Origin of the sequence: Micromonospora sp. NPDC047730 (assembly GCF_043204765.1) — a bacterium.
Lineage (GTDB): Bacteria > Actinomycetota > Actinomycetes > Mycobacteriales > Micromonosporaceae > Micromonospora.
The window spans coordinates 17,743-42,027 of sequence record NZ_JBIDCU010000005.1; the positions used below are offsets into that span (position 1 = coordinate 17,743).

Genomic DNA, 24,285 nt, shown 5'->3' on the forward strand with positions numbered 1-24,285 from the left:
TGTCCATGGGCGCGCTCACCTGGGCGGTCACGGCGGTCGTCACCGACGACGCCGGCCGGGTGCTGCTCTGCCGCCAGGGCCGGGGCGAGCGACGCTACGGGCTCCCGGGCGGCCGGCTGCGCCCGGCGGAGAGCCCCCTGCACGCCGCGATGCGCGACATCCGGGCCGAGACGGGCTGGGAGGTCGAGGTCGTGGACCTGGTCGGCCTCTACCACCTGGCCGGCGCGTGCGCCCCGGCGCCGACGAGCCCCGCCGCCCCGGCCTCGTCGGCGGGCCGGGTCGCGTCGTCGGCCGGTCACGCCGGGCCGCTGCCCGACGTCCTGGTGCACGTCTTCCGGGCGCGCGTCCGGGGGCCGAGGCCGACCGGCGAGCCGATGGGCGGCTGCCGGGCGTCCTGGCACGACCCCGCGGCTCTGCCGGAGGCGCTCACGCCGACCACCCGGACCGCGCTCGCCGACGCGCTGGCGGGCCGCTCCGGCGTCCTGCACACCGCCGCGCCGTCCACCCCCGCACCGGACAGCCCCGCACCGGACACTGCGGCCGAAAGGGACACCACTCCGAGCGCGATCACGCCCCCGGCCGGACACCCGCCGGGCCAGCGGGCCAATCCACCCACGGCAACCCGCCACTAACTCCCCACGCGCCCCCGCATCCCCACGCTCCCGCCCAACTCTCGCGATCTTGCACTTTCCGCCCCGACAAAAGAGGGCATCCCGTGCATTACGCGGGCACAAAGTGCAAGATCGCGGGCGGCGGACGGCAGGGCGAGGGAGGGAGGAGGGTGGGTCAGGGGGTGGGGGTGCGGACGCCTTGGGCGAGTTCGGCGCTGAGGGTGCGGAGGGCGGCCAGGCCGGACGCCTCGTCCGGGGCGTCGAGCAGGCAGCGGATCAGGGCGCTGCCGACGATGACGCCGTCGGCGTACCCGGCGACCGTGCCGGCCTGTGCGCCCGTGCCGACGCCCAGCCCGACGCCGACCGGCAGGTCGGTGACCTCCCGCAGCCGGGAGACCAGGACCGGCGCCGCGTCGGAGGTCTTCGCCCGGGCGCCGGTGACACCCATGATCGCGGTGGCGTAGACGAAGCCCCGACAGTGCGCCGCGGTCATCGCCAGTCGCGCGTCCGTCGAGGAGGGCGACACCAGGAAGGTACGGTCCAGCCCGTACGCGTCCGAGGCGGCGAGCCACTCGCCGGCCTCCTCGGGGATCAGGTCCGGGGTGACCAGACCGGTGCCCCCGGCCGAGGCGAGGTCCCGGGCGAAGGCGTCCACGCCGTAGCGCTCGACCGGGTTCCAGTAGGTCATGGTGACCACGGGCGCCCCGGTGGCCGCGACCGCCTCGATGATGCGCAGCGTGTCGGCGGTGCGTACGCCGCCGGCGAGGGCGATGTCGCTGGCCTTCTGGATCACCGGGCCGTCCATCACCGGGTCGGAGTACGGGATCTCCACCTCGATCACGTCGACGCCGGCCTCGACCATCGCGGTCATCGCGGCGATGCTGCCCTCGACGGTCGGGAACCCGGCCGGCATGCAGCCGACCAGCACCGCCCGCCCGTCGGCGCGCGCCTTGTCGAACGCCACCCCGATCCGGCTCACGTTCTCACTGCTCCTTGTCGAGGATGCCGAAGTAGTTGCCGGCCGTGTGGACGTCCTTGTCGCCCCGGCCGGAGAGGTTGACCACGACGGTGGGCTCCCGGCCCAGCTCGGCGGCGAGCTTCGGGGCGATCTTGAGGGTGCCGGCGAGCGCGTGCGCGCTCTCGATCGCCGGGATGATGCCCTCCGTCCGGCAGAGCAGCTCGAACGCGGCCATCGCCTCGTCGTCGGTGACGGGCACGTAGCTGGCCCGGCCGGTGTCGTGCAGCCAGGCGTGCTCCGGCCCGACACCGGGGTAGTCCAGCCCGGCGGAGATCGAGTGCGACTCGCAGGTCTGGCCGTCGGCGTCCTGGAGGACGTACGTGCGGGTGCCGTGCAGCACGCCGGCGGAGCCGCCGGTGATGCTGGCCGCGTGCCGCCCGGTCTCCACCCCGTCGCCGCCGGCCTCGAAGCCGTAGAGCCGCACGTCGGGGTCGCCGACGAAGGCATGGAAGATGCCCAGCGCGTTGGAGCCGCCGCCGACGCAGGCGGTGACCGCGTCCGGCAGGGCGCCGGTCAGGTCGAGGCACTGCTGGCGCGCCTCGTCGCCGATGCCGCGGACGAAGTCGCGGACCATCGCCGGGAACGGGTGCGGCCCGGCGGCGGTGCCGATCAGGTAGTGGGTGTCGTCGACGTTGGCGACCCAGTCCCGCATCGCCTCGTTCATCGCGTCCTTGAGGGTGCGCGAGCCGTTGGTGACCGGGACGACGGTGGCGCCGAGCATGCGCATCCGCGCCACGTTGAGCGCCTGCCGCTCGGTGTCGACCTGGCCCATGTAGACCACACAGTCGAGGTCGAACAGGGCGGCGGCGGTGGCCGTGGCCACGCCGTGCTGGCCGGCGCCGGTCTCCGCGATCACCCGGGTCTTGCCCATCCGCTTGGTCAGCAGCGCCTGGCCGAGCACGTTGCGCACCTTGTGCGCCCCGGTGTGGTTGAGGTCCTCCCGCTTGAGCAGCACCCGCGCGCCGGCCTTGGCGGAGAACCGCTGGGCCGTGTAGAGCAGCGAGGGCGTGCCGGCGTAGTCGCGCAGCAGGGCGGCGAACTCCGCCCGGAACGACTCGTCGGCCATCGCCGTGCGGTGCGCGGCGTCCAGCTCGTCGAGCGCCGCGACCAGCGCCTCCGGTACGAACCGGCCGCCGAACCGGCCGAAGTGACCGGCGGAGTCGGGCTGCGGACCGGCCGGGGCGGCCAGCGCTTCGGCGCTCATGGATTCTCCTCTCGGTGCTGGCGAACCGGCGCGGGATCAGCGCACCGGGCGGGGCGTGGCCGGGTGGTTGCCGGCGTTGACCAGCTCGGCCACCGCCTCGCGGGGGCTCTTCTGGGTGACCAGACCCTCGCCGACCAGGACCGCGTCGGCGCCCGCCGAGGCGTACCGGATGAGGTCGTGCGGACCACGCACCCCCGACTCGGCGATCTTGACGACGCTGCTGGGCAGGCCGGGCGCGATCCGCTCGAACACCGAGCGGTCGACCTCAAGGGTACGCAGGTTGCGGGCGTTGACCCCGATGACCTGGGCGCCGGCCTCCAGCGCCCGGTCGGCCTCCTCCTCGTCGTGCACCTCGACGAGCGCGGTCATGCCGAGCGACTCGATCCGCTCCAGCAGGCCGACGAGGGCGTTCTGCTCCAGGGCGGCGACGATCAGCAGCACCAGGTCGGCGCCGTGCGCCCGGGCCTCGTGTACCTGGTAGCTGGAGACCACGAAGTCCTTGCGCAGCACCGGGATGTTGACGGCGGCACGGACGGCGGCCAGGTCGTCGAGCGAGCCGCCGAACCAGCGCCCCTCGGTGAGCACGCTGATCGCCCGCGCGCCGCCGGCGGCGTAGTCACCGGCCAGGTCGGCCGGGTCGGCGATCTCCGCCAGCCGCCCCTTGGACGGCGAGGAGCGCTTCACCTCGGCGATCACCGCGACGCCCGGCTTGCGCAGGGCCGCGTACGCGTCCAGCGGCGGCGGCGCGGCGGCGGCCAGTTCGCGGATCCGCTCCAGCGGAACCTGCTCCTGTCGCCGGGCCACGTCCTCACGCACGCCGGCCAGGATCTCGTCGAGCACGCCTAGGGACGCCGCCGGACCGGCCTCGTCCCCCTCCGCGTGCGCATGCTCAGCAGTCACCAACGGACTCCCCTCTCCGGGTGTCATGGGCCGATGCTAGGGGGCGCCACCTGGCGACGGGTGCCGGGGGTATGGCGTGCCTCACGAGATGGGCTGCGGCATAATGGCCGACTTCCGGTGAACGGGACGTCACTCAGGGCGACCGCGCCCATCGACGACCGCCGCCCCGTCTCGTCGCCCCGCCGCGCGAGGCATTCGGCCCGATCCTGTCCACTCCCGCGACCGGCCGCCCGGCGCGGCCACGGCGGGACGCCGGCCCCTGTGACCTAGCTCAAGGGCGAACGGCCCTTTCCCTGGTCGCGGGCCCGGACGGAGAGTTGACGTGTCGGTCGCCACGGCGAAACGTGAGCCAGCCAGCATCTCTCTCGGGCAGACTCGATGTCGCGCCTGCCCCACCGACACCAACGATCTCCGTGCGGGGTGATCATGAGCACTGTCGAGCCCAACCAGACCATCGGACTGACGACCATCTCGCGTACCGTCGCGTCGCTCGCCGCCGGCGTGGTCCACACCCTGGAGCGCGCGGTGGTCGGCGAGGCCCGGATGCGGACCGCGCGCGGCAACGCCTGGGAGGCCGTCTGCGCCGACCGGGCCCGCGCCGAACAGCGGGCCGAGCTGGACCGCCTGGTGGCGGAGCTGACGGCCGCCCGGGCCGCCGCCCGCGACCGCCAGCCCGTCAGCTGACCGTCGGATCCTCGCCGCGGTCCAGCGCGTCCCACGCCTCCGTCGTGCGCCGGCCGGTGACGCGGCCGTCCTCGCCCCGGGCGGCCGGCACGCCGCCGCCCCGGGCCGGCCGCTCGTAGCGGGCGCCCATCGCCGGCCACCGCCGGCCCCGCAGCGCCGTCAGCAACCCGCCCGCCGCGGCGAGCACCCCGCCGACCAGGCAGAGCGCCGGCCAGTGCCGGCTGACCTCACCGTCGAACCCGGCGACCAGGCCGTAGCCGCCGCCGGCCGCCACCGCCGCGCCGAGCCCGCAGAGCAGCGCGCCCAGCAGCCGCCGCGACCGGCCCCGGGTGGCGAGCACCGCGCCGCCCCCAGCCAGCCCCACCAGGGCCAGCGCCGGCAGCCACGGCAGCAGGCCCGCGCCCGTGCGCGCGTCGCGTATCGGCGGCAGCGGGGTGGGCCGGGCGGTCAGTTCGACCGCCCAGGTGCGGGTCGACGCCCAGAACGCGAGGCCCGCGCCGGCCACGCAGAGCAGCACCGCGTACGTCAGCTCGCGCCGGCCCGCGACGGCCCGCGCGCGCTCCTCGGCCTCGGCCGCCGCGGCCGTCCCCGACTCGTGGCCGCGCGGCTGCGCCGCCGTCATCGGGCGGGCCGGAGGGTCTCGGCGGCGGCGATCGCGGCGAGCACCGCCGCGGCCTTGTTCCGGGTCTCCTGGTCCTCGGCGGCCGGGTCCGAGTCGGCCACCACCCCCGCCCCGGCCTGCACGTACGCCCGGCCGTCGCGCATCAGCGCGGTGCGGATGGCGATCGCCATGTCCAGGTCCCCACCGAAGCCGAAGTAGCCGACGGTGCCGCCGTAGAGGCCGCGGCGGACGGGCTCCAACTCCTCGATGATCTCCATCGCCCGCACCTTCGGCGCGCCGGAGAGCGTGCCGGCGGGGAAGGTCGCGGCGAGCGCGTCGAAGGCCGTGCGGTCGTCCCGCAGCGTGCCGACGACGGTCGAGACGATGTGCATGACGTGGCTGTAGCGCTCGATGGTGGCGAACTCCGGCACCTCCACGGTGCCCGGACGGCACACCCGGCCCAGGTCGTTGCGGCCCAGGTCGACCAGCATCACGTGCTCGGCCCGCTCCTTGGGGTCGGTGAGCAGCTCCGCGGCGAGCCGGGCGTCGGCCTCCGGGGTGGCGCCGCGCGGCCGGGTGCCGGCGATCGGGTGCAGCAGCGCCCGCCGCCGCCCCTCCGCGTCGGCGGTCACCTTCAGGTGCGCCTCCGGGGAGGAACCGACGATGTCGAAGCCGTCGAAGCGCAGCAGGTACATGTAGGGGCTGGGATTGGTCGTGCGCAGCACCCGGTAGACGTCCAGCGGGTCGGCGTGCGTCTGCCGCTCGAACCGCTGGGCCAGCACGATCTGGAAGCACTCGCCGGCCCGGATCGCCTCCTTCGCCGCCTCCACCGCCTTCGGGTAACCGCCCTCGGGCGTGCGGCTGCGCACCTCCCCGGCGGGTGGCCGGTCGACGGTGGACACCATCGGCGGGATGGGCCGGGACAGGGCGGTGGTCATCGCGTCGAGCCGGCCGACCGCGTGGTGGTACGCGGCCGCGACCCGGGCCTCGCGGTCCGGCTCGTCCAGCGGCGGCAGGATCGCGTTGGCGACCAGGATCGCCGAGCCGTCGTAGTGGTCCAGCACCACCAGGTCGGCGGCGAGCATCATGCCCAGCTCGGGCAGGCCCAGGTCGTCCTCGGTCAGCTCGGGCAGCCGCTCGAACCGGCGGATCAGCTCGTAGCCGAGGTAGCCGACCATGCCCCCGGTCAGCGGCGGCATGCCGCTGGCCGCGTCCCAGGCCGGGCCGGCGAGGGCGTCGACGGTCTCGCGCAGCACCCGGACCGGGTCGCCGGAGGTGGGCACGCCGGCCGGCGGCTGCCCCGTCCACGTCGCCACGCCGTCCCGCTCGGTCAGCGTGGCGCTGCTGCGTACGCCGATGAACGAGTACCGCGACCAGGCCAGCCCGGCCGAGCCGACGCCCTGCTCGGCGGACTCCAGCAGGAACGTTCCCGGACCACCGGCCAGCTTGCGGTAGACGCCGACCGGCGTCTCCGCGTCGGCGAGCAGCCGCCGGGTGACCGGGACGACGCGCCAGCGGGTGGCCAGCTCGGTGAAGGAGGCCACGTCCGGGCTGACCGCGCCGTCGGTCCGGGACCCGCCGCCGGGCGTCGCGCGCTGCGCCGTCACCGGGCCCCCGCTTCTTCCCCGCTGACCGGCAGCTCCGTGAAGAAGCAGGTGCGGTGCCCGGTGTGGCAGGCCGCGCCGACCTGGTCGACGTCGACCAGCAGCGCGTCGCCGTCGCAGTCCAGGGCGACCGAGCGGACGTACTGGTGGTGCCCGGAGGTGGCGCCCTTGACCCAGTACTCCTGGCGGCTGCGCGACCAGTAGGTGGCCCGGCCGGTGGTCAGGGTGCGGTGCAGCGCCTCGTCGTCCATCCAGGCGACCATCAGCACCTCGCCGGAGTCGTGCTGGCGGACCACCGCGGCCACCAGGCCGTCGGTGGTGCGGCGCAGCCGGGCGGCGATGGCCGGGTCGAGCCGGGACGCACGGGCCGGGCCGCCGGCCGCGGGCTCCTGCGGGGTGGGGTGGGCGCCGGTCACCGGCGCGTCAGGTACGGGCACAGTGACCCATTGTCCCGCACGCGGGGCGGGCACCGGCGACGGCTCCCGCCGGGGGCGCGGCGGCCGGCCGGCGGGCCGGGTCAGCTGGTCGACGTAGCGGTCCAGCCGGCCGTCGACCAGGGCGTCGGCCAGGTCCGCGCCGGCGACCTCGGCGATCTCGGCGGCGTACGGGCGGATCAGCGGCAGGGCGCCGGCGACCAGGCGGGCCGCGGCGGCGCAGACCTGCCCGACCGAGCCGGGGCGCAGCCCGAGGCAGAGCAGCATGTCCTCCCGGTAGTTCGGCGGCGCCACCGGCAGGTCGAGGGCGGCGGCGAAGGCCTCCCGGCGGGACGCCACCCGGACCGTCGGGTTGGCCGGCCGCAGCACGGACGGGCAGAGCCGGGCCAGGTCGGCGGCGGCCAACCGGACGCCGAGGTGGTCGTCGGCGTCCCGCGCGCCCGCCACCTTGCCGAGAGTGGCGATCAGCTCCTCCAACTGCGGCTCGCCGGCCGGCTGGCAGAGCACCGGCAGGTCGATCCGGACCCGCCAGTGCGGATCCGCCCAGAGCAGCCGGGCCGGCGCCGTCACCGGCAGCCCGAACGCCCAGTCGGCCGGCTCGCCGAGCCGGCTCAGCCAGGAGCGCACGTCGCGGGCGGCCACGGAGACGTGGGTCAGCCGCCCGGCGTGCTCCGCCAGGTACGCCCGGCGGGCCGCGTACGGGGCGCCACCGAGCAGCACGTCGACGTCGACGTCGCTGTGCGCGGTGGCGGCCCGCCGGGCGTGGCTGCCGCGCAGCATGATGCCGACGACGGGCTGCTCGGCGCCGGCCCGCAGCCGGGCGGTCCAGTCGCGGAGGAACCCCTCGTCCGGTGACGGAGCGTGACCCACGGCGCCATCGTGCCGTACGCCCGATCGGTGCGCAATGCCCGATGGCGGACCCGGTGTCCGGTCCGAAGGCTAATGCCCGACGAACCTCATCGACGCCTCGGGGTACCGTTCGCCGGCCGCCGCGCCCGGCGGCACCGCCTCGCCCAGCCGGGACCGCTGCCTCGGGGTGAGCCGGATGTCGGCCGCCGCCGCGTTCTCCGCCAGCCGGTGCGCCCGCCGGGTGCCCGGGATCGGGAAGACGTCCTCGCCCTGGGCGAGCAGCCAGGCCAGGGCGGCCTGGGCCGGGGTGCAGCCGATCTCGTCGGCCACCGCCCTCACCTCGTCGACCAGCTTCAGGTTGGCGTCGAGGTTGCCCTCGGCGAAGCGCGGCGCCGTCGTGCGCCAGTCGTCGGCGGCGAGCTGCTCCCGGCTGGTGATCGCCCCGGTCAGCAGCCCCCGCCCCACCGGCGAGTACGCGACCAGCGCCACCCCCAGCTCCCGGCAGGTGGCCAGCATCTCGCCCTCGACGTCCCGGCTGAACAGCGAGTACTCCATCTGCACGGCGGTCACCGGGTGCACCGCGTGCGCCGCACGCAGGGTCGCCGGGCTGACCTCGGAGAGGCCGATGAGCCGCACCTTGCCGGCGGCGACCTGCTCGGCCATCGCGCCGACCGTGTCCTCGATCGGGGTGGCCGGGTCGCGCCGGTGCAGGTACCACAGGTCGATGGCGTCCACCCCGAGCCGGCGCAGCGAGGCGTCGCACGCCGCACGCGCCCAGGCCGGGCTGCTGTCCACGTACGCACCGGGGCTGCCGGTGGCGCCGGGGCCGTCGCCGCGAACCCGGTTGCCGAACTTGGTGGCCAGGAAGACCTCGTCGCGGCGCGCCCGCACCACCGGGGAGAGCAGTTCCTCGTTGCGGCCCCGGCCGTACATGTCGGCGGTGTCCAGGTGGTTCACGCCCAGGTCGAGCGCCCGGTGCAGGGTCCGGGTCGACTCGGCGTCGTCGGCGCCGCCGTAGGCGAAGCTCATCCCCATGCAGCCCAGCCCGATCGCGGAGACCTCCGGCCCGGCCGCGCCCAGCCGACGGCGGATCATCGGCACCCCTCCGCCCGGCGGTAGTTGTCGATCTTGTAGTTGAGCACCTTCAGATCCTCCTCCAGCTCGGCCATCCGGCTCAGCACGCGGGCGCGGTGCGCCTCGAACAGCGCCCGCCGGGCGGCCAGGGTGGCGTCGCCCTGCCGGGCCAGCTCGGCGTAGCGGCGCATGTCCCGTACGGGCATGCCCGTACGGCGCAGCCGGGTGAGCAGGAACAGCCAGTCCACGTCCCGTTCGGTGTAGCGGCGGCGCCCGGCCGAGTCCCGCCCGACCGGGGCGACCAGCCCCTCCTGCTCGTACCAGCGCAGCGTGTAGGTGGTCAGGCCGACCCGCTCGGCCGCCTCGCCGACGGTGAGGGTCGTCTCCCGCGTGCTGATGTCCACGCCTCCAGGCTTCCAGTTCGAGTGCACACGAAGTCAACCGTTGCGCCCCGGAAGAAATCTCCACTAGCGTCGAGTTCAACGGCCGTTGAGTTTCCGGGGAGGTGAGCGATGGACGAGGCGATCGCCGTCCGTGACCTGGTCGTCGACCGGGGCGGGCAACGGGTGCTGCACGGCATCAGCGCGTCCGTGGCGCGCGGCCGGGTCACCGGGCTGCTCGGGCCGAGCGGCAGCGGCAAGACGACGCTGATGCGCGCGGTCGTCGGGGTGCAGGTGGTCGGCGCCGGCTCCGTCACCGTGCTCGGGCTCCCCGCCGGAACGCCGGAGCTACGCCGCCGGGTCGGCTACCTCACCCAGGCGCCCAGCGTCTACGCCGACCTCACCGTGCGGGAGAACGCCCGCTACTTCGCCGCCCTGCACGGCCGGGGCCGGGCCGACGCCGACCGGGCGGTCGCCGACGTCGGGCTCGCCGGGGCGGCCGGCCAGCTCGTCGGCAGCCTCTCCGGCGGGCAGCGCAGCCGCGCGTCCCTGGCCTGCGCGCTGGTCGGGGAGCCGGAGCTGGTCGTCCTCGACGAGCCGACGGTCGGCCAGGACCCGGTCCTGCGGGCCGACCTCTGGGCCCGGTTCCACGCCATGGCCGCCGCCGGCACCACCCTGCTGGTCTCCAGCCACGTGATGGACGAGGCGGCCCGCTGCGACCGGCTGCTACTGATCCGCGAGGGGCGGCTGATCGCCGACGACACCCCGGACGCGGTGCGCGCCGCCGCCGGCGTCGACGACCTGGACGAGGCGTTCCTGCGGCTGATCAGGGCGGGCGAGGCGGGCCCGGCGGGCGGCGCCGGGCGGGCGGCGTCGTGAACCCGCGGATCCTGGCCGCCACCACCGGCCGCATCCTGCGCCAGCTACGGCACGACCGGCGCACCGTGGCGCTGCTCGTGGTGGTGCCGTCGGCGCTGCTCGCCCTGGTCTACTTCATGTACGTCGACCAGCCCGCACCGCCGGGGCAGCCGTCGACGTTCGACCGGGTCGCCCTGGTGATGCTCGGCTTCTTCCCCTTCGTGATCATGTTCCTGGTGACCAGCATCGCGATGCTGCGCGAGCGCACCACCGGCACCCTGGAGCGGCTGCTCACCACCCCGCTGGGCAAGCTCGACCTGCTCTTCGGCTACGGCATCGCGTTCGGGCTGGCCGCGGTCGTCCAGGCCGTCATCGCGTCCGCCGTGGCGTACGGGGTCTTCGACCTGGACACCGCCGGCAGCAGCGGCCTGGTGATCATGATCGCCGCGCTGAACGCGGTGCTCGCGGTCGCGCTCGGGCTCTTCTGCAGCGCCTTCGCCCGCACCGAGTTCCAGGCCGTACAGTTCATGCCGGTCGTGGTGGTGCCCCAGTTGCTGCTCTGCGGGCTGTTCGTGCCCCGGGGCGAGATGGCCGGCTGGTTGCAGGCGGTCAGTGACGTGCTGCCGCTGTCGTACGCAGTCGAGGCGCTGCAGGAGGTGGGCGCGAACGCCGAGCCGACCGGCACCATGTGGCGGGACATGGCGGTCGTCGCCGGCGCGGCGGTGCTGGCGCTGGTGCTCGCCGCGGCCACCCTGCGGCGGCGCAGCCACTGATGCCACCGGCACCCGCCACGAGGTGGGACCGGCGGCGGACGACGACGAGCGAAGGGCGGCGATGGCGCGGCGGACCGGACGGCGACCCGGCAACCCGGACACCCGGGAGGCGATCCTCGGGGCCGCCCGCGCCGCCTTCGCCGAGCGGGGCTTCGACGGGGCCTCGATCCGGGCCATCGCCGCCGCCGCGCAGGTGGACCCGGCGCTGGTGCACCACTACTTCGGCAGCAAGGACCAGCTCTTCCTGGCCGCGATGCACGCGCCGGTCGACCCCGGCGAGCTGCTGCCGAAGGTGCTCGCCGGGGACCGGGACGGCCTCGGGGAGCGGCTGGTCCGCACGTTCCTCGGCGTCTGGGACTCCCCGGCCGGCACCGCCGGGGTGGCCCTGCTGCGCTCGGCGGTGAGCAACGAGTGGACCGCCCGCCTGCTGCGCGAGTTCCTGGTCAGCCAGGTGCTCCGCAAGGTCCTCGACCAGCTCGACGCCGACCCGGCCGAGCTGCCGCTGCGGGGCTCGCTGGTGGCCAGCCAGATGCTCGGGCTGGCCATGATGCGGCACGTGGTCCGGCTGGAGCCGGTCGCCTCGGCGGCCCCGGAGACGCTCGTCGCGGCGGTCGGCCCGACGGTGCAGCGCTACCTGACCGGCGACCTCGCCGAGGTCTTCGCCGCCTGACCCGCGCCGGCACCCCTGGCCGGCCGAGCGGCACCCGGCGGCCGGCCAGCCGCGGCCGGCGGGACCGCGGCGACGCGGCGGGCTCAGGTCTGCTCGCCGGGACCCGGTACGCGGCGGGATCAGGCGTGGTCGGCGTGCCGGGAGGCGGCGTGGCGGCAGAGCATCGGGTGCAGGAGGCGGGCCAGCTCCTCCTCGCCGTCGAGCGGGCGCGGGAACGCCAGGCGGGCCCGCCGGCGGGCGCCGGGCCGACCGTGGTCCGCCAGCAGGCCGTACCGGTCGATCCGGACCACCCGGGGCGCGGCGTCCGGGCCGCTGTCGGCCAGGCCGAGCTGCCGCCGCAGGTAGGCGGCCACCTCGGCCGCGTGGTGCTCGGCGAGGTCGGCCAGCAGCCCGGCCTCGACCGCGTGCAGGGGGTCCGGCTCCGCCTCGGCGTACGCCGTGGGGTCGATCCGGCGCACGGAGTCGGCGCGTTCCCAGCGGGCCTCGGCCACCTCGAAGCGGTGCAGCCGGAACCGGGTGCCGACGTCGAGCAGGTCGCCGGTCGGCTCGACCGCCGCGAAGTCCAGCGCGGCCCGGCGTTCCTCCGCGCCCTCCAGACGGGTCGCCCAGCCGGAGACCCAGGCCCGGCCGAGGCTCGGCGCGCCCGCGGCGGGCGGCAGGTCGAGCACGTCCAGCACCAGCGCCACGTCGGACTCGCCGTCGGCGGGCCGCAGTGCGGCGGCGAGGTCGCTGACCACCGGCACCAGCAGCAGCACCCGCCCGTCCGGGTCGGTCACGTGCCGGACCTGGTGCGGGCCGGGCCGGTGCGCGACGTGGGCGATGCCGGGCAACCGGCCCGCGACGAGGGTACGGACGATCTCCGCCGGGCTGGGCCGCATGACACGACCTCCTTTGGTTAGGCTTACCTAACCCGGAGACTAGAGCACCGGATCGGAGACGTCCAGCGGGACCGGGTCAGCGGGTCTGCTCCAGCCAGGAGGCGTAGAGCAGGCCGTAGACCGACTCCGGGTCGCGGACCAGCTCGTCGTGCGGGCCGCGCTGCACGATCCGGCCCCGGTCCACCACGATCACCTCGTCTGCGGACTGCGCCGTGGAGAGCCGGTGCGCGATGGCGAGCGTCGTCCGCCCCCGCGTCACCGCGTCCAGGGTGCGTTGCAGCCGCACCTCGGTGGCCGGGTCCACCGCGCTGGTCGCCTCGTCCAACACCAGCAGGTCCGGGTCGGCCACGTACGCGCGGGCCAGCGCGACCAACTGCCGCTCCCCCACGCTCAGCGCCTCGCCCCGCTCCCCCACCGGGGTGCGCAGGCCCGCCGGCAGCCCCTCCAGCCAGTCGGCCAGGCCCAACTCCGTGAAGGCAGCGGCGAGCTGCTCGTCGGTCAGCTCGGGGCGGGCGAAGCGGACGTTCTCCGCCACCGTGGCGTCGAAGAGGAAGCCGTCCTGCGGCACCATCACCACCCGCGACCGCAGCGAGGCGAACCGGACCTGCTCCAGCGGCAACCCGGAAAGCAGCACCCGGCCGGCGGTCGGGTCCATGAGCCGGGTCAGCAGCTTGGCGAACGTGGTCTTGCCACTGCCGGTCTCGCCGACCACCGCCACCCGGCTCTTCGCCGGGATCTCCACGTCGATCCCGTGCAGCACGGGCGGGCCGCCCGGGTAGGCGAATTCCACCCCCGCGAAGCGGATGTCCAGTGGGCCGGGCGGCAGCTCGCGCCCCTGCTCGCCGGGGTCGGCGACGTCCGGCGCGACGTCCAGCACGTCCAGCACCCGGCGCCAGCCGGCGATGGCGTTCTGCGCCTCGTTGAGCACCTCCGTGGCGATCTGCACCGGCTGGATGAAGAGGGTGACCAGGAAGAGGAAGGCGGTCACCTCGCCGACGCTCAGGGTGCGGTCGGCGCCCAGGGTCACCCCGAGCACCACCACGCCCGCGAGGGCCAGCCCGGCCGCCAGCTCACCGACGGAGCTACCCAGGATGCTGATCCTGATCGCCCGCTGCTGCGCCCGCCGCTGGCCGTCGATCGCCCCGTCGAGCCGGCGGGCGGTGCGCCCGGCGATCCCGTACGCCCGGATGACCGGCGCGCCGACCACGCTCTCCCCGATCGCGCCGAGCAGCGCTCCCGTGCGCTGCCGGACCACCCCGTACGCCCCGGCGAGGCGGCGCTGGAGCACCCGGATCACGAGCACGGCGGGCAGGAAGGCGGCGTAGACGAGCAGGGTCAGCTGCCAGGAGTACGCCAGCATCACCAGCGTGGTGACCACCAACTGGCCGAGGTTGATCACCAGGATCACGCCGCCCCACTGGAGGAACTGGGTGATCTGGTCGACGTCGCTGGTCACCCGCGACACCAGCGAACCGCGCCGCTCGGACTGCTGGTGCAGCATGGACAGGTCGTGCACGTGCCGGAACGCCCGCACCCGCACGTTGGCCAGCGCGGTCTCGCTGACCGTGAACAGCCGGCGCATCATCAGGTAGCCGCAGACCGTGGTCACCACCAGCACGGCGGCGGTGGCGGCGACCACCGTCCAGACCACGGTCAGGTCGAGGCCGCCGACGATGCCGTTGTCGATGCCCTGCTGCACGGCCACCGGCACGGCCGCCCGGCCGACCATGTAGGCCAGGGCCAGGCCGAGCGTGCCGGCGAGGCCGACCCGCAGCTCCGGGGAGAGCGCCAGGCCTCGCCGCAGCGTCTGCCAGGTCGTCTCGGTCGCCTCGGCCGTCTCGGCCTCGGTCGCCCCCTGCGCCTTACCACTCACCGGTCCACCTCGATCTCCAGGCCCGAGCTCAGCGGGGCGACCTCGTCGTACGTCTCGTCCTTGGCGTGGTCGACCTCGGCCTGCTCGTAGGCGGTGACCAGGTCGGCGTAGCCGGGCACGGTGGCGAGCAGCTCGGCGTGGGTGCCACGGGCGACCACCCGGCCCTGCTCCAGGTAGACCACCTCGTCGGCCAGCGCGATGGTGGCCCGCCGGTAGGCGACCACCAGGATCGACGCGGCCGGCGCGCCGGGCTCCCCGGCGGAGGACCGCAGCCCGGCCAGGATGGCCGCCTCCACGCGGGGGTCGACGGCGCTGGTCGCGTCGTCGAGGACGAGCAGGCGTGGCCGGCCCGCGAGCGCGCGGGCCAGGGTGAGCCGCTGCCGCTGGCCGCCGGAGAGCGAGGTGCCCCGCTCGCCGACCTTCGTGTCGAGACCGTCGGGCAGTGCGGCGACGAAGCCGTCCGCCTCGGCAAGCCGCAACGCGGCCCAGACGTCGTCGTCGCCGATGCCCGGCCGGTCCAGGGTGATGTTGGCCCGCACCGTGTCGTCGAAGACGAACGGCACCTGGGCGACCAGCGCGGCGGTGCGGGCCAGCGAGGCGGCGGTGAGCCGGCGCACGTCCACCCCGTCCAGGGCGACCGTGCCGGCCCCGGGGTCGACCAGCCGCACGGCCAGCGAGGCGATCGTGGACTTGCCGGCGCCGGTCGGCCCGACCAGGGCGACGGTCTTCCCCGCGGGCACGGTGAAGGAGACCTCGCCGAGCACCTCCGTGCCGGGCAGGTGCGCCTCGGCGGGCTCGTAGCCGAACCGGACGCCGGCGAAGGTGAGGGTGGCGGGGCGGGGGTCGGCCGGGTCGAGCGTCGTGTCGCCGTACGGCATCTCGCCGGTGGCGTCGAGGACCCGGCGGACCCGGTCCCAGCCGGCGACGCTGCGCGGCAGCTCGGCCAGCACCCAGCCGATGGCCCGGACGGGGAAGGCCAGCACGGTGAAGAGGAAGGCGACGCTGACCAGCTCGGCGACGCTGATCGCGCCCTGCCGCAGCCGGAACGTGCCGACCACCAGCACCGCGAGGGTGCCGAGGCTGGGCAGGGTCTCCAGCACGGGGTCGAAGACGCCGCGCAGCCGCCCCACCGACACCAGCGCGTCGCGCAGCTCGCCCGCGCGGGCGGCGAACCGGTCCGTCTCCTGGGCCTCCCGGCCCATCGTCTTGACCACCAGGGCGCCGTCGAAGCTCTCGTGGGCGATGCCGCTGACCTCGGCGCGCAGCCGCTGCGCCCGCGCCTGGCGGGGGGCCATCCGGCGGGAGTAGGCGACGTTGAGCGCGAAGAGCGCCGGGAAGACCGCCAGGCCGACCAGGGCCAGCGCCCAGTCGGTGGCGAAGAGCGAGGCCACCGCGCCGACCAGCATCACCAGGGTGCCGACCGCGAACGGCAGCGGGGCGATCGGGTGCCAGGCGGCCTCCACGTCGGAGTTGGCGTTGGACAGCAGGGTGCCGGTGGCGTTGCGGTGGTGCCAGGACAGCGGCAGCTCCAGGTAGCGCCGGGTGACCCGGCGCCGGTAGGCGGCCTGGAGGCGGTACTGCATGTAACCCGCGCCGAGCCGGCGGCCGAAGATGCCGGCCACCCGCAGCACGCTGATGCCGAACAGCGCGACGGCCGCCAGGGCGAGCGCCCCGACCCCGACCGAGCCGCGCTCGATCGCCGGGACCACCACGTCGCCGACCACCGCGCCCACCACGTATGCGCTGGCCACCGTCATGGCGCCGAAGAGCACGCTGCCGGTCACCGCGACCGCGAAGATCCGCGGCTGCTCCCGGATGGCCACCCCGAGGACGGCCAACCCCCGACCGAGCACGTCCCGACTTGTCCTGCTCGCCACGCTCTCCCCCGCCGTAAGCCGCAATTATCTCCCTCATCCTTACCGGTCGGGGCCGGCTCCGCCGCCCCGGGCCGCTATGTCCGCCGTCACGGCCGACCCGCCGCGCCGGCGCGCCGACCCGGGCGTCCGCGCCTACGATCGATGCCATGCCGCGGTACGCCCGATCGGAGCGCGAGGCGCTCGCCGACCTGATGCTCACGCTGGGACCGGACGCCCCGACGGTCAACGAGGGATGGACGACCCGCGACCTCGCCGCCCACCTGGTGCTGCGTGAGCGCCGCCCGGACGCCGCCGGCGGCATCCTGCTGCGACCCCTGCGTGGGTACGCCGAGCGGGTGCGCCGGCGCATCGCGGCGCGCCCCTGGCCCCGCCTGGTCGAGCAGGTGCGCCGGCCACCGGTGTGGAGCCCGGTCAGCAACCCGGTGACCGACGAGCTGGCCAACACGATGGAGTTCTTCATCCACCACGAGGACGTGCGCCGCGCCCGCCCGGGCTGGCTTCCGCGCGACCTGGCGGCCCGGCTCCAGGCCGCACTGTGGACGCGCGCCGCCGGGCTGGCCCGGCTGGCACTGCGTCGGTTCCCGGCCGACGTCTTCGTGCAGGCGCCGGGCTACGGCGCGCTCTCCGTCGGCCGGGGCGGCGAGCCCGTCCGCGTGGTCGGGGCGCCCGGCGAGCTGGTCCTGTTCCTCTCCGGCCGGCAGCGGGTGGCCCGGGTGCAGGTCGACGGGCCGACGGCGCTGGCCGACCGGCTGCGCAACGCCCACCTGGGCATGTAACGGACTGTACGGAAATGGTCACGATCTCTCCGGCAGGCTGCCTCTACCCAACGACCGCCGCCGATCCCCTCTCCCGTACGCTGTCCCGCGCCGTCCCGCCCGGGGGCGGCGCGACAGGGGGCGCCATGCGGACCTTCGCGCTCTCGGCGCTGCGGGAACCCCCTTTTCCCGCGCGCCGGCACGACGCCACCGACCAGGTGGCACAGGAGAGCACCGAGTGGGTGCTCGGCCACGGCCTGATCGCTAACGGGCACCGGCTGCACCGGCTGCGCCGGGCCGACGCCGCCGGCCTCGCCGGTCGGGCCTGCCCGGAGGGGCCCGTCGACCGGCTGCGCCTGCTCGCCGACCTGATCTCCTGGCTGTTCGTGATGGACGACGCCTGCGACGAGGACGGCCTCGGCGACGGCCCCACCCGGCTGGCGCCGACGGTTGCCGCCATGCTGGACGTGCTGGACCGGCACGGCGACCCGGTGGCACCCGCCGGCGCCGCCGGCCCGCTGGGCGACGCGCTGGCCGACCTGTGCCGGCGCGTGCGCGCCGCCGGGACGCCGGCAGTGCTGCTGCGCTTCACCAGCCAGGTGCGGGAGTACCTGCTGGCGCTGCTCTGGGAGGCCGCGAACCGCGAGCACGGCCGGGTGCCGGAGCTGGCGGAGTACGTCCAGATGCGCCGGCACACCGGCGCGGTCCACCCCAGCTTCACCCTCACCGAACTGGCCGCCGGCGGTCGGCCGGGGGCGGCCGAACGCGCCGAGCCCGCGCTGGTCACGCTCGACCTGCTCGCCGCCGACCTGGTCTGCTGGTGCAACGACGTCTTCTCGTACGGCAAGGAGAACCTCGCCCAGCCGGACGGCCACAACCTGGTGGCCGTCATCGCCGCCGGGCGGACCGGCGGCGACGAGCCGTCGGCCCTGCGGGCGGCGGCCGACCGGTTCAACGAGTCCCTGGCGGCCTACCTGGCGACGGAGTCGGCGCTGCTGGCCGCCGGCGACGAGGGCCTGCGACCGGCGGTGTTCGCCCGCCGCAACTGGATCCGGGCCACCTACGACTGGTCGCTGCGGGCCGCCCGGTACGCCTGAGGGCGCCCCAGGTCCCGGGGACGTGGCCCAGCCGTGATCGACCGGGGCTGGCCGACGCCCGGGGTGCAGGCAATACTCTTCGGTAACGAATACTGACGTGACGACCGTCACGCCTCCACCCCCGAAGGCGGCTACAGCGATGGCTCTCGATGTACCGTACCGCTCCATCCCGGACATGTTCCTCAAGCGCGTGGCGGCGTCCCCCGACCGCGACGCCTTTGCCCACCCGGCCTCCGAAGACTCGGGGCCGGTCTGGTTGACCTGGGCGCAGGTGGCCCGCCGCGCCAAGGCGGTCGCCGCCGGGCTGCACGGGCTCGGCGTCGGCCAGGAGGATCCGGTGGCGATTCTGGCCAACACCCGGCTCGAATGGGTGCTCGCCGACCTCGGCATCATGTGTGCCGGGGGCGCGACCACCACCGTCTACCCCACCACCGAGCCGGAGGACGCGACCTACATCATCGCCGACTCGGGCTCCCGGGTGCTGTTCGCCGAGAACCCGGCCCAAGCCGCCAAGATCGCCGGAGCCGACCTGCCGGCCCTGACCCACGTGGTGCTCTTCGACGGCGCGGCCGACCCGTCCGCCGCCGTCCCGCAGCTCACCCTCGCCGAGTTGGAGGAGCAGGGTGCCCGGGCGCTGGCCGCCGAGCCCGACCTGATCGAGATGCTGGTCGCCGGGATCGGCCCCGACCACCTGGCCACCCTGATCTACACCTCCGGCACCACCGGGCGCCCGAAGGGCGTCGAGCTGCTGCACGGCGGCTGGTGCTGGGAGGGCGTGGCGCAGGCCGAGCTGGGGCTGCTCCGCGACGACGACCTGCAGTACCTCTGGCTCCCGCTGTCCCACTCGTTCGGCAAGACGCTGCTCTGCGGGGTGATCCACGTGGGCCTGCCGACGTACGTCGACGGGCGGGTGGACAAGCTGGTCGAGCTGCTCGGGGTGGTGAAGCCGACGCTGATGTGCGGCGCGCCGCGGGTCTTCGAGAAGGTCTACAACAAGGCGGTCACCACGGCCCAGGACGCCGGCGGCGCGAAGGCGAAGATCTTCGCCTGGGGCGTGCGGGTCGGCAAGGAGAGGGTCGCCCTGGAGCAGGCCGGCAGGCCGGTCCCGACGGGGCTGAGGCTGAAGTACGCGGTGGCCGAGAAGCTGGTGTTCAGCAAGCTCCAGGCCCGCCTCGGCGGCCGGATCCGGGTGCTCGTCTCGGGCGCCGCACCGCTCAGCGCGGAGATCGCCACCTTCTTCGCCGCCGCCAACCTGCCGATCTCCGAGGGCTACGGCCTCACCGAGACCAGCGCCGGCAACTTCGTCAACCCGCCGGACGGGCTGCGGATCGGCACCGTCGGCAAGGCGTTGGGCGATCTGGAGTGCCGGATCGACACCGACGGCGAGATCCTCGTCCGCGGCCGGCCGGTCATGCGCGGCTACCACAACCTGCCCGAGGAGACCGCCGCCGCGTTCACCGAGGACGGCTACTTCCGCACCGGTGACATCGGCACGCTGGACGCCGAGGGCTACCTGAAGATCACCGACCGGAAGAAGGACCTGGTCAAGACCTCGGGCGGCAAGTACATCGCGCCCTCGCACATCGAGGGGATGTTCAAGGCGACCTGCCCGTACACGTCCCAGGCGGTGGTGATCGGCCAGGCCCGCAACTACTGCACGATGCTGGTCACGCTGGACCCGGACGCGATCAGGGGCTGGGCCGCCGGCACCTCGCTGGAGGGCCGCGACTACGCCGAGATCGTCGCCTCGCCCGAGGCGCAGGCCATGGTCGAGGGGTACGTCGCGGAGCTCAACACCAAGCTCAACCGCTGGGAGACGATCAAGAAGGTCGCCATCCTGCCACGCGACCTGACCATCGAGGACGGCGAGATCACCCCGTCACTCAAGATCAAGCGCAGTGGGGTGGAGAGCAACTTCGCCGCCGAGATCGAGAAGATGTACGCCGGCACGCTCGCCGAACTCTGAGCACGCCGCGTCGGCGGCCCGCCCGGCCAGGCGCGGGCCGCCGACCGTCACAGGTGGCGGCCCCGCCACCTCGTCTGCTCTGCCTCTGAGGGGTCAGCGGCCGGGCTCGGGCCCGGCGCCGTGCGCGGTCAACGACGCGTCCCGCAGGGCTCGCCGGTCCTCGCCGAAGAGCCACACCTCGGCCGCCACCATGCCGACGCAGACGACGGCGAGCACCGCGAGCGCGGCCAGCGCCGGCAGCCGGTCGGCCAGCGGCACGAGAGCGACCAGGAGAACCACCGTCACCGCCCGTGGCCAGTTCACCGAGCCCATGTTGCGCAGCCGGAAGCCCAGGTGCCCGAGCAGGTAGAGCACCACCCCGCCGTAGAGGGCGTAGAGGCCCAGGCCGTGCAGCGGGTCGGTGAGGTCGTGCGCGCTGCCGTCGCCCACGTACGACAGGACCTTCTTGAAGCCGAGCGCGAGCAGGATGATGCCGACCACCATCGGCAGGTGCAGGTACGTGTACGAGTCCCGGCCCAGCGCGGCGCGGGCCGCGCCCTCGGCCCGGTGCAGCACCTGCTCCGCCGCGATGGCCACCACGTCGAAGTACGCCCACCACAACGCGGCCGTCACGGTGATGGCCAGCACGGAGGCGACGATGATCGGCCAGGAGATCGGCAGGTGCGTGACGCCGACGCCGATGGCCACCAGCGACTCCCCCAGCGCCACGATGATGATCAGCCCGTGCCGCTCGGTCCAGTGCGCGGCCGAGAAGATCCGCCAGCCATCCGCGCCGATGGCCATGATCCCGCCGTAGTCCACGGCCAGCGCGAGCACCCACAGCGCCGTACGGATGGTGGAGGCCCGGGCCGGGTCGTCGGCGAGCTGCTGCGGCAGCAACGCGGCGGAGAAGAGCAGCAGCGCCCCGCCCAGCATGGGCAGCACCGCCCGCAGCAACTGCCGGCGCAGCCCCTCGTCGCCGCGCGCGGCGTGCCAGTAGATCACCAGGTGCAGCACCCGCACGACGAGGTAGCACGCGGCGAAGACCACCGGCCCGGAGAGCCCGCCGGGCAGGTCGTCGAAGGCCTCCGGGATGGTCACCGCGACCACGAACATGGCGGCCATGACCGCGAACAGGGCCACCCGGACCACGCCCTCGTCGGCCCGGACCGTGTTGCCGAGCCACGCGTAGCAGCACCAGCACCACCAGAGCAGGGCCAGCACCAGCAGGCCACGCAGCAACCCACGCCCGGTGAGGTCGTCGGCCATCAGGGCGGTCACCTGGGTGAGCGCGTAGACGAAGACCAGATCGAAGAAGAGTTCGAGCGGGGTCACGGTGGACCCCTCCCGCATGACCCGCATGCGCGGCGCGCGCCGCGTCGTACTACCAGTCGCCACGGCGCACAGTCTGGCAGCCGCCCGCGGTGGGGTGTCCCGGCGTCCCGGGGTCAGGCGATGACGGCCGGCTCCCGCCACTGCGGCCGGCCGCCGCGGTCCAGGTCGTACCGGACGGCGGCGATCCGCCCGACCGCCTCGACGAGGTCGGCGGCGGGCAGGGTGAACGGCAGCCGTAGGAAGCGCTCCAGCGTGCCGTCCAGGCCGAACCGGGGGCCGGGTGCCAGCCGTACGCCGACCTCCTCGCTGGCCCGGGCGAGCGCGCTGGAGATCGGGCCGTCGAGTTCGGCCCACAGGGTCACGCCGCCGTGCGGCACGGTGACCCGCCACTCGGGCAGGCGCTCGGCCAGCGCCGCCAGCAGCGCGTCGCGCTGGGCGGTGAGCTGCGCCCGGCGCGCGGCGACGATCGCCGGGGCGTCGGCGAGCAGGTGGACCGCGACCAGCTGGTCCAGCACCGGGCTGGCCATGTCGACGCCGACCCGGGTGGCGGCCAGCCGCTGCACCTGCGGGGCCGAGGCGCGGACCCAGCCGATCCGCAGGCCGCCCCAGAAGGGCTTGCTCATCCCGCCGATGGTGACCACCCGGGAGTGCCGGTCGAAGCTGGCGGTCGGCGGGGGCAGCACCGTCCCGTCCAGGGGCAGGTCGACGAAGGACTCGTCGACGACCAGGTCGGTGCCGACGGCGTGCGCGGTGCCGACCACCCGCTCGCGCAGCGACGCCGGCATCAGGTGGCCGGTCGGGTTCTGGAAGTCCGGGATCAGGTACGCCAGCTTGGGCCGGGCCTGGCGGAGGCTGCCGAGCAGCAGGTCGGCGTCCCACCCGGGCTCGTCGACGGCGAGGCCGTGGGTGGTGATCCGGGCTCGCCGGGCGGCCAGCGCGGCCAGCGCGTTGGGGTAGCTGGGCGCCTCGACCAGCACGTTGCCGCCCGGCGCGAGCGACAGGCGCAGCACCAGGTCCAGCGCGTGCTGGGTGCCGTTGGTGACCATGATCTGGTCGGGCGAGGTGGGCAGGCCACGCTCGGTGTACGCCCGGGCCACCGCCTCGCGCAGCTCGATGATCCCGGTCGGGTGGTAGCCGGCGCCGCCCAGGTAGCGCGGCAGGTCCTCGGCGGCGGCCCGGGCGGCCGGCAGCAACTCCGGCGGGGCGGCGAGCGCGGCCACCCCGAGGTCGATCATGTCCCGGTCGTCCAGCGGGGTCCACAGGCCGGTGCTCGCCACCCGGTGGGTGCCCGGGAGCATGGTCCAGCTGCCGGCACCGCGCCGGCTGGCCAGGTGGCCGCTCTCCCGCAGCTCCCGGTACGCGGCGGTGACGGTGGTCCGGCTGATCTTCAGAGCCTCGGCGAGCTCCCGCTCTGCCGGCAGCCGGACGCCCAGCGGCAGCCGGCCGTCGGCGAGCAGGCCCCGCACGGCACCGGCCAGGGCGGCGTAGTCGGGGCTGCGACGGCGGCCCGGAAGTGCATGCCACTGGCCGAGAAGCCGAGCCAATTGAGCACCCCGAACCTGACTCGTCATGGCCACCCCTCCGATATTGGCTCTTCCATCCCGCCAATTGGACCCTAGAGTGGCATGAGTGGCAGCGATTGGCAATCTCCGGCATCGTCCCGCGCGGCGGCTGACCCAGCTCTACGCGGGGCTCGTCCTCTACGGCGTGAGCATGGCCCTCATGATCAACTCCGGGCTGGGCCTCGACCCGTGGGACGTGTTCCACCAGGGCCTGGCCGAGCTGACCGGCCTCTCCTTCGGCACGGTCACCATCGCGGTGGGCGCGTTGGTGCTGCTGCTCTGGATCCCGCTGCGCCAGCGCCCCGGCCTCGGCACGGTGAGCAACGTCCTGGTGATCGGGCTGGTGGTTGACGCGACGCTGGCCCTGCTGCCGGCCGGCGGGCCACTCGGCGTACGGATCGGGCTGCTGGCGGCCGGCATCGTGGCCAACGGCGCGGCCACCGGCCTCTACATCGGCGCCCGCCTCGGCCCCGGCCCCCGCGACGGCCTGATGACCGGCTACGTCGCCCGGCGGCCCGGCCGGTCGATCCGGCTGGTCCGCACCGTCATCGAGGTCACGGTGCTGGCGCTCGGCTGGCTGCTCGGCGGGACGGTCGGCGTCGGCACGGTCGCCTACGCCCTCGCCATCGGCCCGCTGACCCAGGTCTTCCTGCCGCTGTTCACCGTCCCCGAGCCGGCGGAGGTCGCCCCGGGCCGCGTCGAACCGCTCCCCGCGACCTGACCGGTCCCACCGCAGCGCAGACGGCCACGAACCCCTGTTCCGGGACGCCGGCGCGGCGTCGGTGTTCCCTTCGGCCGCCACGCCCGGCAGAATCCTGGCATGGGGGAGAACGGTTGGCGCTGGACCGACGCCTGGATCTTCGTCTCGCTGGTGATCGCCAGCGGTGCCGGCCGGCACCGCCGGGCGGCGTCCAGCCGCCGGCCCGAGGGCGTGCGCCTCGCCGACGTGCTCTCCACCGCCGACCACCTCAACCAGGCGATCCCCGAGCGGCACGAGGTGGAGGTGGCGGTCCGCCGGCTCGTCGGGGCCGGGCTGGTCAGCGTCGCCGACGGCTGGTTCCGGATCACCGCCGACGGTGAGCGGCTCTGGCGCACCCGACCGAGCGCCGGGCTGGCCACGACGGTGGACACGGTGCAGGGCGTGCTCAGCCGGCGCCACACCCCGGTCAGCGCCGAGTGGCACCTCGACGAGGAGGAGCACGCCGCAGCCGTGCAGGAATACGTGGTGCGGTCGATCCCGGCACCCCGGCGCTCCCCGGAGAACCGGTCCCGCCCGGACTGACCCCGGCCGACGCCCCAGGCC

The 24,285-nt window shown here is 75.0% G+C and carries 23 protein-coding genes and 1 pseudogene; 10 read left to right on the top strand and 14 right to left on the bottom strand.

What is annotated here, in order from left to right; translation table 11 throughout:
* Nucleotides 1-5: 5 nt before the first annotated feature.
* Nucleotides 6-632: an NUDIX hydrolase gene (locus ACGF5G_RS14125; protein WP_393262667.1), complete on the top strand. Its 627-nt coding sequence runs from the start codon at nucleotides 6-8 to the stop codon at nucleotides 630-632.
* A 154-nt stretch (nucleotides 633-786) separates the two neighbouring features.
* Here ACGF5G_RS14125 and trpA read toward each other — a convergent pair whose 3' ends face one another.
* From trpA to trpC, 3 genes are read right to left on the bottom strand one after another with little or no spacing between them, the layout of a single operon-like run.
* Nucleotides 787-1,590 carry a tryptophan synthase subunit alpha gene (gene trpA, locus ACGF5G_RS14130; RefSeq protein WP_393262670.1) on the bottom strand — a complete coding sequence of 268 codons (804 nt, stop codon included), beginning with the start codon at nucleotides 1,588-1,590 and terminating at the stop codon, nucleotides 787-789.
* Between the two features lie 4 nt (nucleotides 1,591-1,594).
* Nucleotides 1,595-2,833, bottom strand: a complete 1,239-nt coding sequence (gene trpB / locus ACGF5G_RS14135) for a tryptophan synthase subunit beta (protein ID WP_393262673.1) — start codon at nucleotides 2,831-2,833, stop codon at nucleotides 1,595-1,597.
* A 36-nt stretch (nucleotides 2,834-2,869) separates the two neighbouring features.
* On the bottom strand, nucleotides 2,870-3,673 hold the full coding sequence (gene trpC / locus ACGF5G_RS14140) for an indole-3-glycerol phosphate synthase TrpC (protein ID WP_350681602.1): 804 nt from the start codon (nucleotides 3,671-3,673) through the stop codon (nucleotides 2,870-2,872).
* Nucleotides 3,674-4,159: 486 nt separating this feature from the next.
* On the opposite strand from trpC, the gene ACGF5G_RS14145 reads away from it, so the two are divergent.
* Complete coding sequence (locus ACGF5G_RS14145) at nucleotides 4,160-4,417, top strand: hypothetical protein (RefSeq protein ID WP_393262674.1); 258 nt, start codon at nucleotides 4,160-4,162, stop codon at nucleotides 4,415-4,417.
* Here ACGF5G_RS14145 and ACGF5G_RS14150 read toward each other — a convergent pair.
* The 6 genes and pseudogenes from ACGF5G_RS14150 to ACGF5G_RS14175 form a co-directional block, all read right to left on the bottom strand.
* Nucleotides 4,410-5,039 (bottom strand): Trp biosynthesis-associated membrane protein, encoded by a 630-nt coding sequence (locus ACGF5G_RS14150; RefSeq protein WP_393262676.1) that lies wholly within the window; start codon nucleotides 5,037-5,039, stop codon nucleotides 4,410-4,412. The genes ACGF5G_RS14145 and ACGF5G_RS14150 overlap by 8 nt on opposite strands.
* Nucleotides 5,036-6,625 carry an anthranilate synthase component I gene (locus ACGF5G_RS14155; RefSeq protein WP_393262678.1) on the bottom strand — a complete coding sequence of 530 codons (1,590 nt, stop codon included), beginning with the start codon at nucleotides 6,623-6,625 and terminating at the stop codon, nucleotides 5,036-5,038. Before ACGF5G_RS14155 ends, ACGF5G_RS14150 begins: the two co-directional genes overlap by 4 nt.
* A complete protein-coding gene (hisI, locus tag ACGF5G_RS14160) occupies nucleotides 6,622-7,059 on the bottom strand; it encodes a phosphoribosyl-AMP cyclohydrolase (protein WP_393263300.1) in 438 nt (145 codons plus the stop codon). The genes ACGF5G_RS14155 and hisI overlap by 4 nt, the downstream gene beginning before the upstream one ends.
* Nucleotides 7,060-7,239: 180 nt before the next feature.
* Nucleotides 7,240-7,836: pseudogene (locus ACGF5G_RS14165) on the bottom strand (phosphoribosyl-AMP cyclohydrolase); the annotation flags it as partial.
* Between the two features lie 159 nt (nucleotides 7,837-7,995).
* The gene (locus ACGF5G_RS14170; RefSeq protein ID WP_393262681.1) at nucleotides 7,996-9,000 is read right to left on the bottom strand and encodes an aldo/keto reductase; all 1,005 of its coding nucleotides are present in this window, start codon (nucleotides 8,998-9,000) and stop codon (nucleotides 7,996-7,998) included.
* Nucleotides 8,997-9,383, bottom strand: coding sequence for a MerR family transcriptional regulator (locus ACGF5G_RS14175; protein ID WP_393262683.1), 387 nt, complete (start codon nucleotides 9,381-9,383; stop codon nucleotides 8,997-8,999). The genes ACGF5G_RS14170 and ACGF5G_RS14175 overlap by 4 nt, the downstream gene beginning before the upstream one ends.
* A 108-nt stretch (nucleotides 9,384-9,491) precedes the next feature.
* On the opposite strand from ACGF5G_RS14175, the gene ACGF5G_RS14180 reads away from it, so the two are divergent.
* From ACGF5G_RS14180 to ACGF5G_RS14190, 3 genes are all read left to right on the top strand, one after another.
* Nucleotides 9,492-10,238, top strand: coding sequence for an ABC transporter ATP-binding protein (locus ACGF5G_RS14180; protein WP_393262685.1), 747 nt, complete (start codon nucleotides 9,492-9,494; stop codon nucleotides 10,236-10,238).
* Nucleotides 10,235-10,990, top strand: a complete 756-nt coding sequence (locus ACGF5G_RS14185; RefSeq protein WP_393262687.1) for an ABC transporter permease — start codon at nucleotides 10,235-10,237, stop codon at nucleotides 10,988-10,990. Before ACGF5G_RS14180 ends, ACGF5G_RS14185 begins: the two co-directional genes overlap by 4 nt.
* Nucleotides 10,991-11,051: 61 nt before the next feature.
* Nucleotides 11,052-11,660, top strand: a complete 609-nt coding sequence (locus ACGF5G_RS14190) for a TetR family transcriptional regulator (protein WP_393262688.1) — start codon at nucleotides 11,052-11,054, stop codon at nucleotides 11,658-11,660.
* A gap of 119 nt (nucleotides 11,661-11,779) precedes the next feature.
* Here the strand turns inward: ACGF5G_RS14190 and ACGF5G_RS14195 are convergent, their stop codons facing one another.
* The 3 genes from ACGF5G_RS14195 to ACGF5G_RS14205 all read right to left on the bottom strand — a co-directional run bounded on the left by ACGF5G_RS14195 (nucleotide 11,780) and on the right by ACGF5G_RS14205 (nucleotide 16,288).
* Nucleotides 11,780-12,538, bottom strand: coding sequence for a DUF2470 domain-containing protein (locus tag ACGF5G_RS14195; RefSeq protein WP_393262689.1), 759 nt, complete (start codon nucleotides 12,536-12,538; stop codon nucleotides 11,780-11,782).
* Between the two features lie 76 nt (nucleotides 12,539-12,614).
* Nucleotides 12,615-14,411, bottom strand: coding sequence for an ABC transporter ATP-binding protein (locus tag ACGF5G_RS14200; protein WP_393262691.1), 1,797 nt, complete (start codon nucleotides 14,409-14,411; stop codon nucleotides 12,615-12,617).
* Nucleotides 14,408-16,288, bottom strand: a complete 1,881-nt coding sequence (locus ACGF5G_RS14205) for an ABC transporter ATP-binding protein (RefSeq protein WP_393262693.1) — start codon at nucleotides 16,286-16,288, stop codon at nucleotides 14,408-14,410. Before ACGF5G_RS14205 ends, ACGF5G_RS14200 begins: the two co-directional genes overlap by 4 nt.
* Nucleotides 16,289-16,434: 146 nt before the next feature.
* Here ACGF5G_RS14205 and ACGF5G_RS14210 point away from each other — a divergent pair, with 146 nt between their 5' ends.
* The 3 genes from ACGF5G_RS14210 (at nucleotide 16,435) to ACGF5G_RS14220 (ending at nucleotide 20,106) form a co-directional block, all read left to right on the top strand.
* On the top strand, nucleotides 16,435-17,064 hold the full coding sequence (locus tag ACGF5G_RS14210; protein WP_357701640.1) for a TIGR03085 family metal-binding protein: 630 nt from the start codon (nucleotides 16,435-16,437) through the stop codon (nucleotides 17,062-17,064).
* Nucleotides 17,065-17,189: 125 nt separating this feature from the next.
* Nucleotides 17,190-18,140 carry a terpene synthase gene (locus tag ACGF5G_RS14215; protein ID WP_393262695.1) on the top strand — a complete coding sequence of 317 codons (951 nt, stop codon included), beginning with the start codon at nucleotides 17,190-17,192 and terminating at the stop codon, nucleotides 18,138-18,140.
* A 139-nt stretch (nucleotides 18,141-18,279) separates the two neighbouring features.
* A complete protein-coding gene (locus ACGF5G_RS14220; RefSeq protein ID WP_393262698.1) occupies nucleotides 18,280-20,106 on the top strand; it encodes an AMP-dependent synthetase/ligase in 1,827 nt (608 codons plus the stop codon).
* 93 nt (nucleotides 20,107-20,199) lie between these two features.
* Here the strand turns inward: ACGF5G_RS14220 and ACGF5G_RS14225 are convergent, their stop codons facing one another.
* Together ACGF5G_RS14225 and ACGF5G_RS14230 are read right to left on the bottom strand one after the other, a co-directional pair.
* Entirely contained in the window at nucleotides 20,200-21,483 is a 1,284-nt protein-coding gene (locus ACGF5G_RS14225) for a low temperature requirement protein A (protein ID WP_393262699.1), read from the bottom strand.
* A 50-nt stretch (nucleotides 21,484-21,533) separates the two neighbouring features.
* Nucleotides 21,534-22,991 carry a PLP-dependent aminotransferase family protein gene (locus ACGF5G_RS14230; protein ID WP_393262701.1) on the bottom strand — a complete coding sequence of 486 codons (1,458 nt, stop codon included), beginning with the start codon at nucleotides 22,989-22,991 and terminating at the stop codon, nucleotides 21,534-21,536.
* 58 nt (nucleotides 22,992-23,049) lie between these two features.
* On the opposite strand from ACGF5G_RS14230, the gene ACGF5G_RS14235 reads away from it, so the two are divergent.
* Complete coding sequence (locus ACGF5G_RS14235; protein WP_393262703.1) at nucleotides 23,050-23,703, top strand: YitT family protein; 654 nt, start codon at nucleotides 23,050-23,052, stop codon at nucleotides 23,701-23,703.
* Between the two features lie 99 nt (nucleotides 23,704-23,802).
* Nucleotides 23,803-24,264, top strand: coding sequence for a hypothetical protein (locus tag ACGF5G_RS14240; RefSeq protein ID WP_393262706.1), 462 nt, complete (start codon nucleotides 23,803-23,805; stop codon nucleotides 24,262-24,264).
* Nucleotides 24,265-24,285: the final 21 nt, after the last annotated feature.

What these genes read in the sequence shown, in the direction of transcription:
- ACGF5G_RS14210 (WP_357701640.1), top strand. Translation starts at nt 16,435, where the DNA reads ATGCCGCGGTACGCCCGATCGGAGCGCGAGGCGCTCGCCGACCTGATG.
- ACGF5G_RS14180 (WP_393262685.1), top strand. Translation starts at nt 9,492, where the DNA reads ATGGACGAGGCGATCGCCGTCCGTGACCTGGTCGTCGACCGGGGCGGG.
- ACGF5G_RS14230 (WP_393262701.1), bottom strand. Translation starts at nt 22,991, where the DNA reads ATGACGAGTCAGGTTCGGGGTGCTCAATTGGCTCGGCTTCTCGGCCAG.
- ACGF5G_RS14170 (WP_393262681.1), bottom strand. Translation starts at nt 9,000, where the DNA reads ATGATCCGCCGTCGGCTGGGCGCGGCCGGGCCGGAGGTCTCCGCGATC.
- ACGF5G_RS14145 (WP_393262674.1), top strand. Translation starts at nt 4,160, where the DNA reads ATGAGCACTGTCGAGCCCAACCAGACCATCGGACTGACGACCATCTCG.
- ACGF5G_RS14220 (WP_393262698.1), top strand. Translation starts at nt 18,280, where the DNA reads ATGGCTCTCGATGTACCGTACCGCTCCATCCCGGACATGTTCCTCAAG.
- ACGF5G_RS14240 (WP_393262706.1), top strand. Translation starts at nt 23,803, where the DNA reads ATGGGGGAGAACGGTTGGCGCTGGACCGACGCCTGGATCTTCGTCTCG.
- ACGF5G_RS14215 (WP_393262695.1), top strand. Translation starts at nt 17,190, where the DNA reads ATGCGGACCTTCGCGCTCTCGGCGCTGCGGGAACCCCCTTTTCCCGCG.
- ACGF5G_RS14125 (WP_393262667.1), top strand. Translation starts at nt 6, where the DNA reads ATGGGCGCGCTCACCTGGGCGGTCACGGCGGTCGTCACCGACGACGCC.
- ACGF5G_RS14195 (WP_393262689.1), bottom strand. Translation starts at nt 12,538, where the DNA reads ATGCGGCCCAGCCCGGCGGAGATCGTCCGTACCCTCGTCGCGGGCCGG.
- trpB (WP_393262673.1), bottom strand. Translation starts at nt 2,833, where the DNA reads ATGAGCGCCGAAGCGCTGGCCGCCCCGGCCGGTCCGCAGCCCGACTCC.
- ACGF5G_RS14150 (WP_393262676.1), bottom strand. Translation starts at nt 5,039, where the DNA reads ATGACGGCGGCGCAGCCGCGCGGCCACGAGTCGGGGACGGCCGCGGCG.
- ACGF5G_RS14190 (WP_393262688.1), top strand. Translation starts at nt 11,052, where the DNA reads ATGGCGCGGCGGACCGGACGGCGACCCGGCAACCCGGACACCCGGGAG.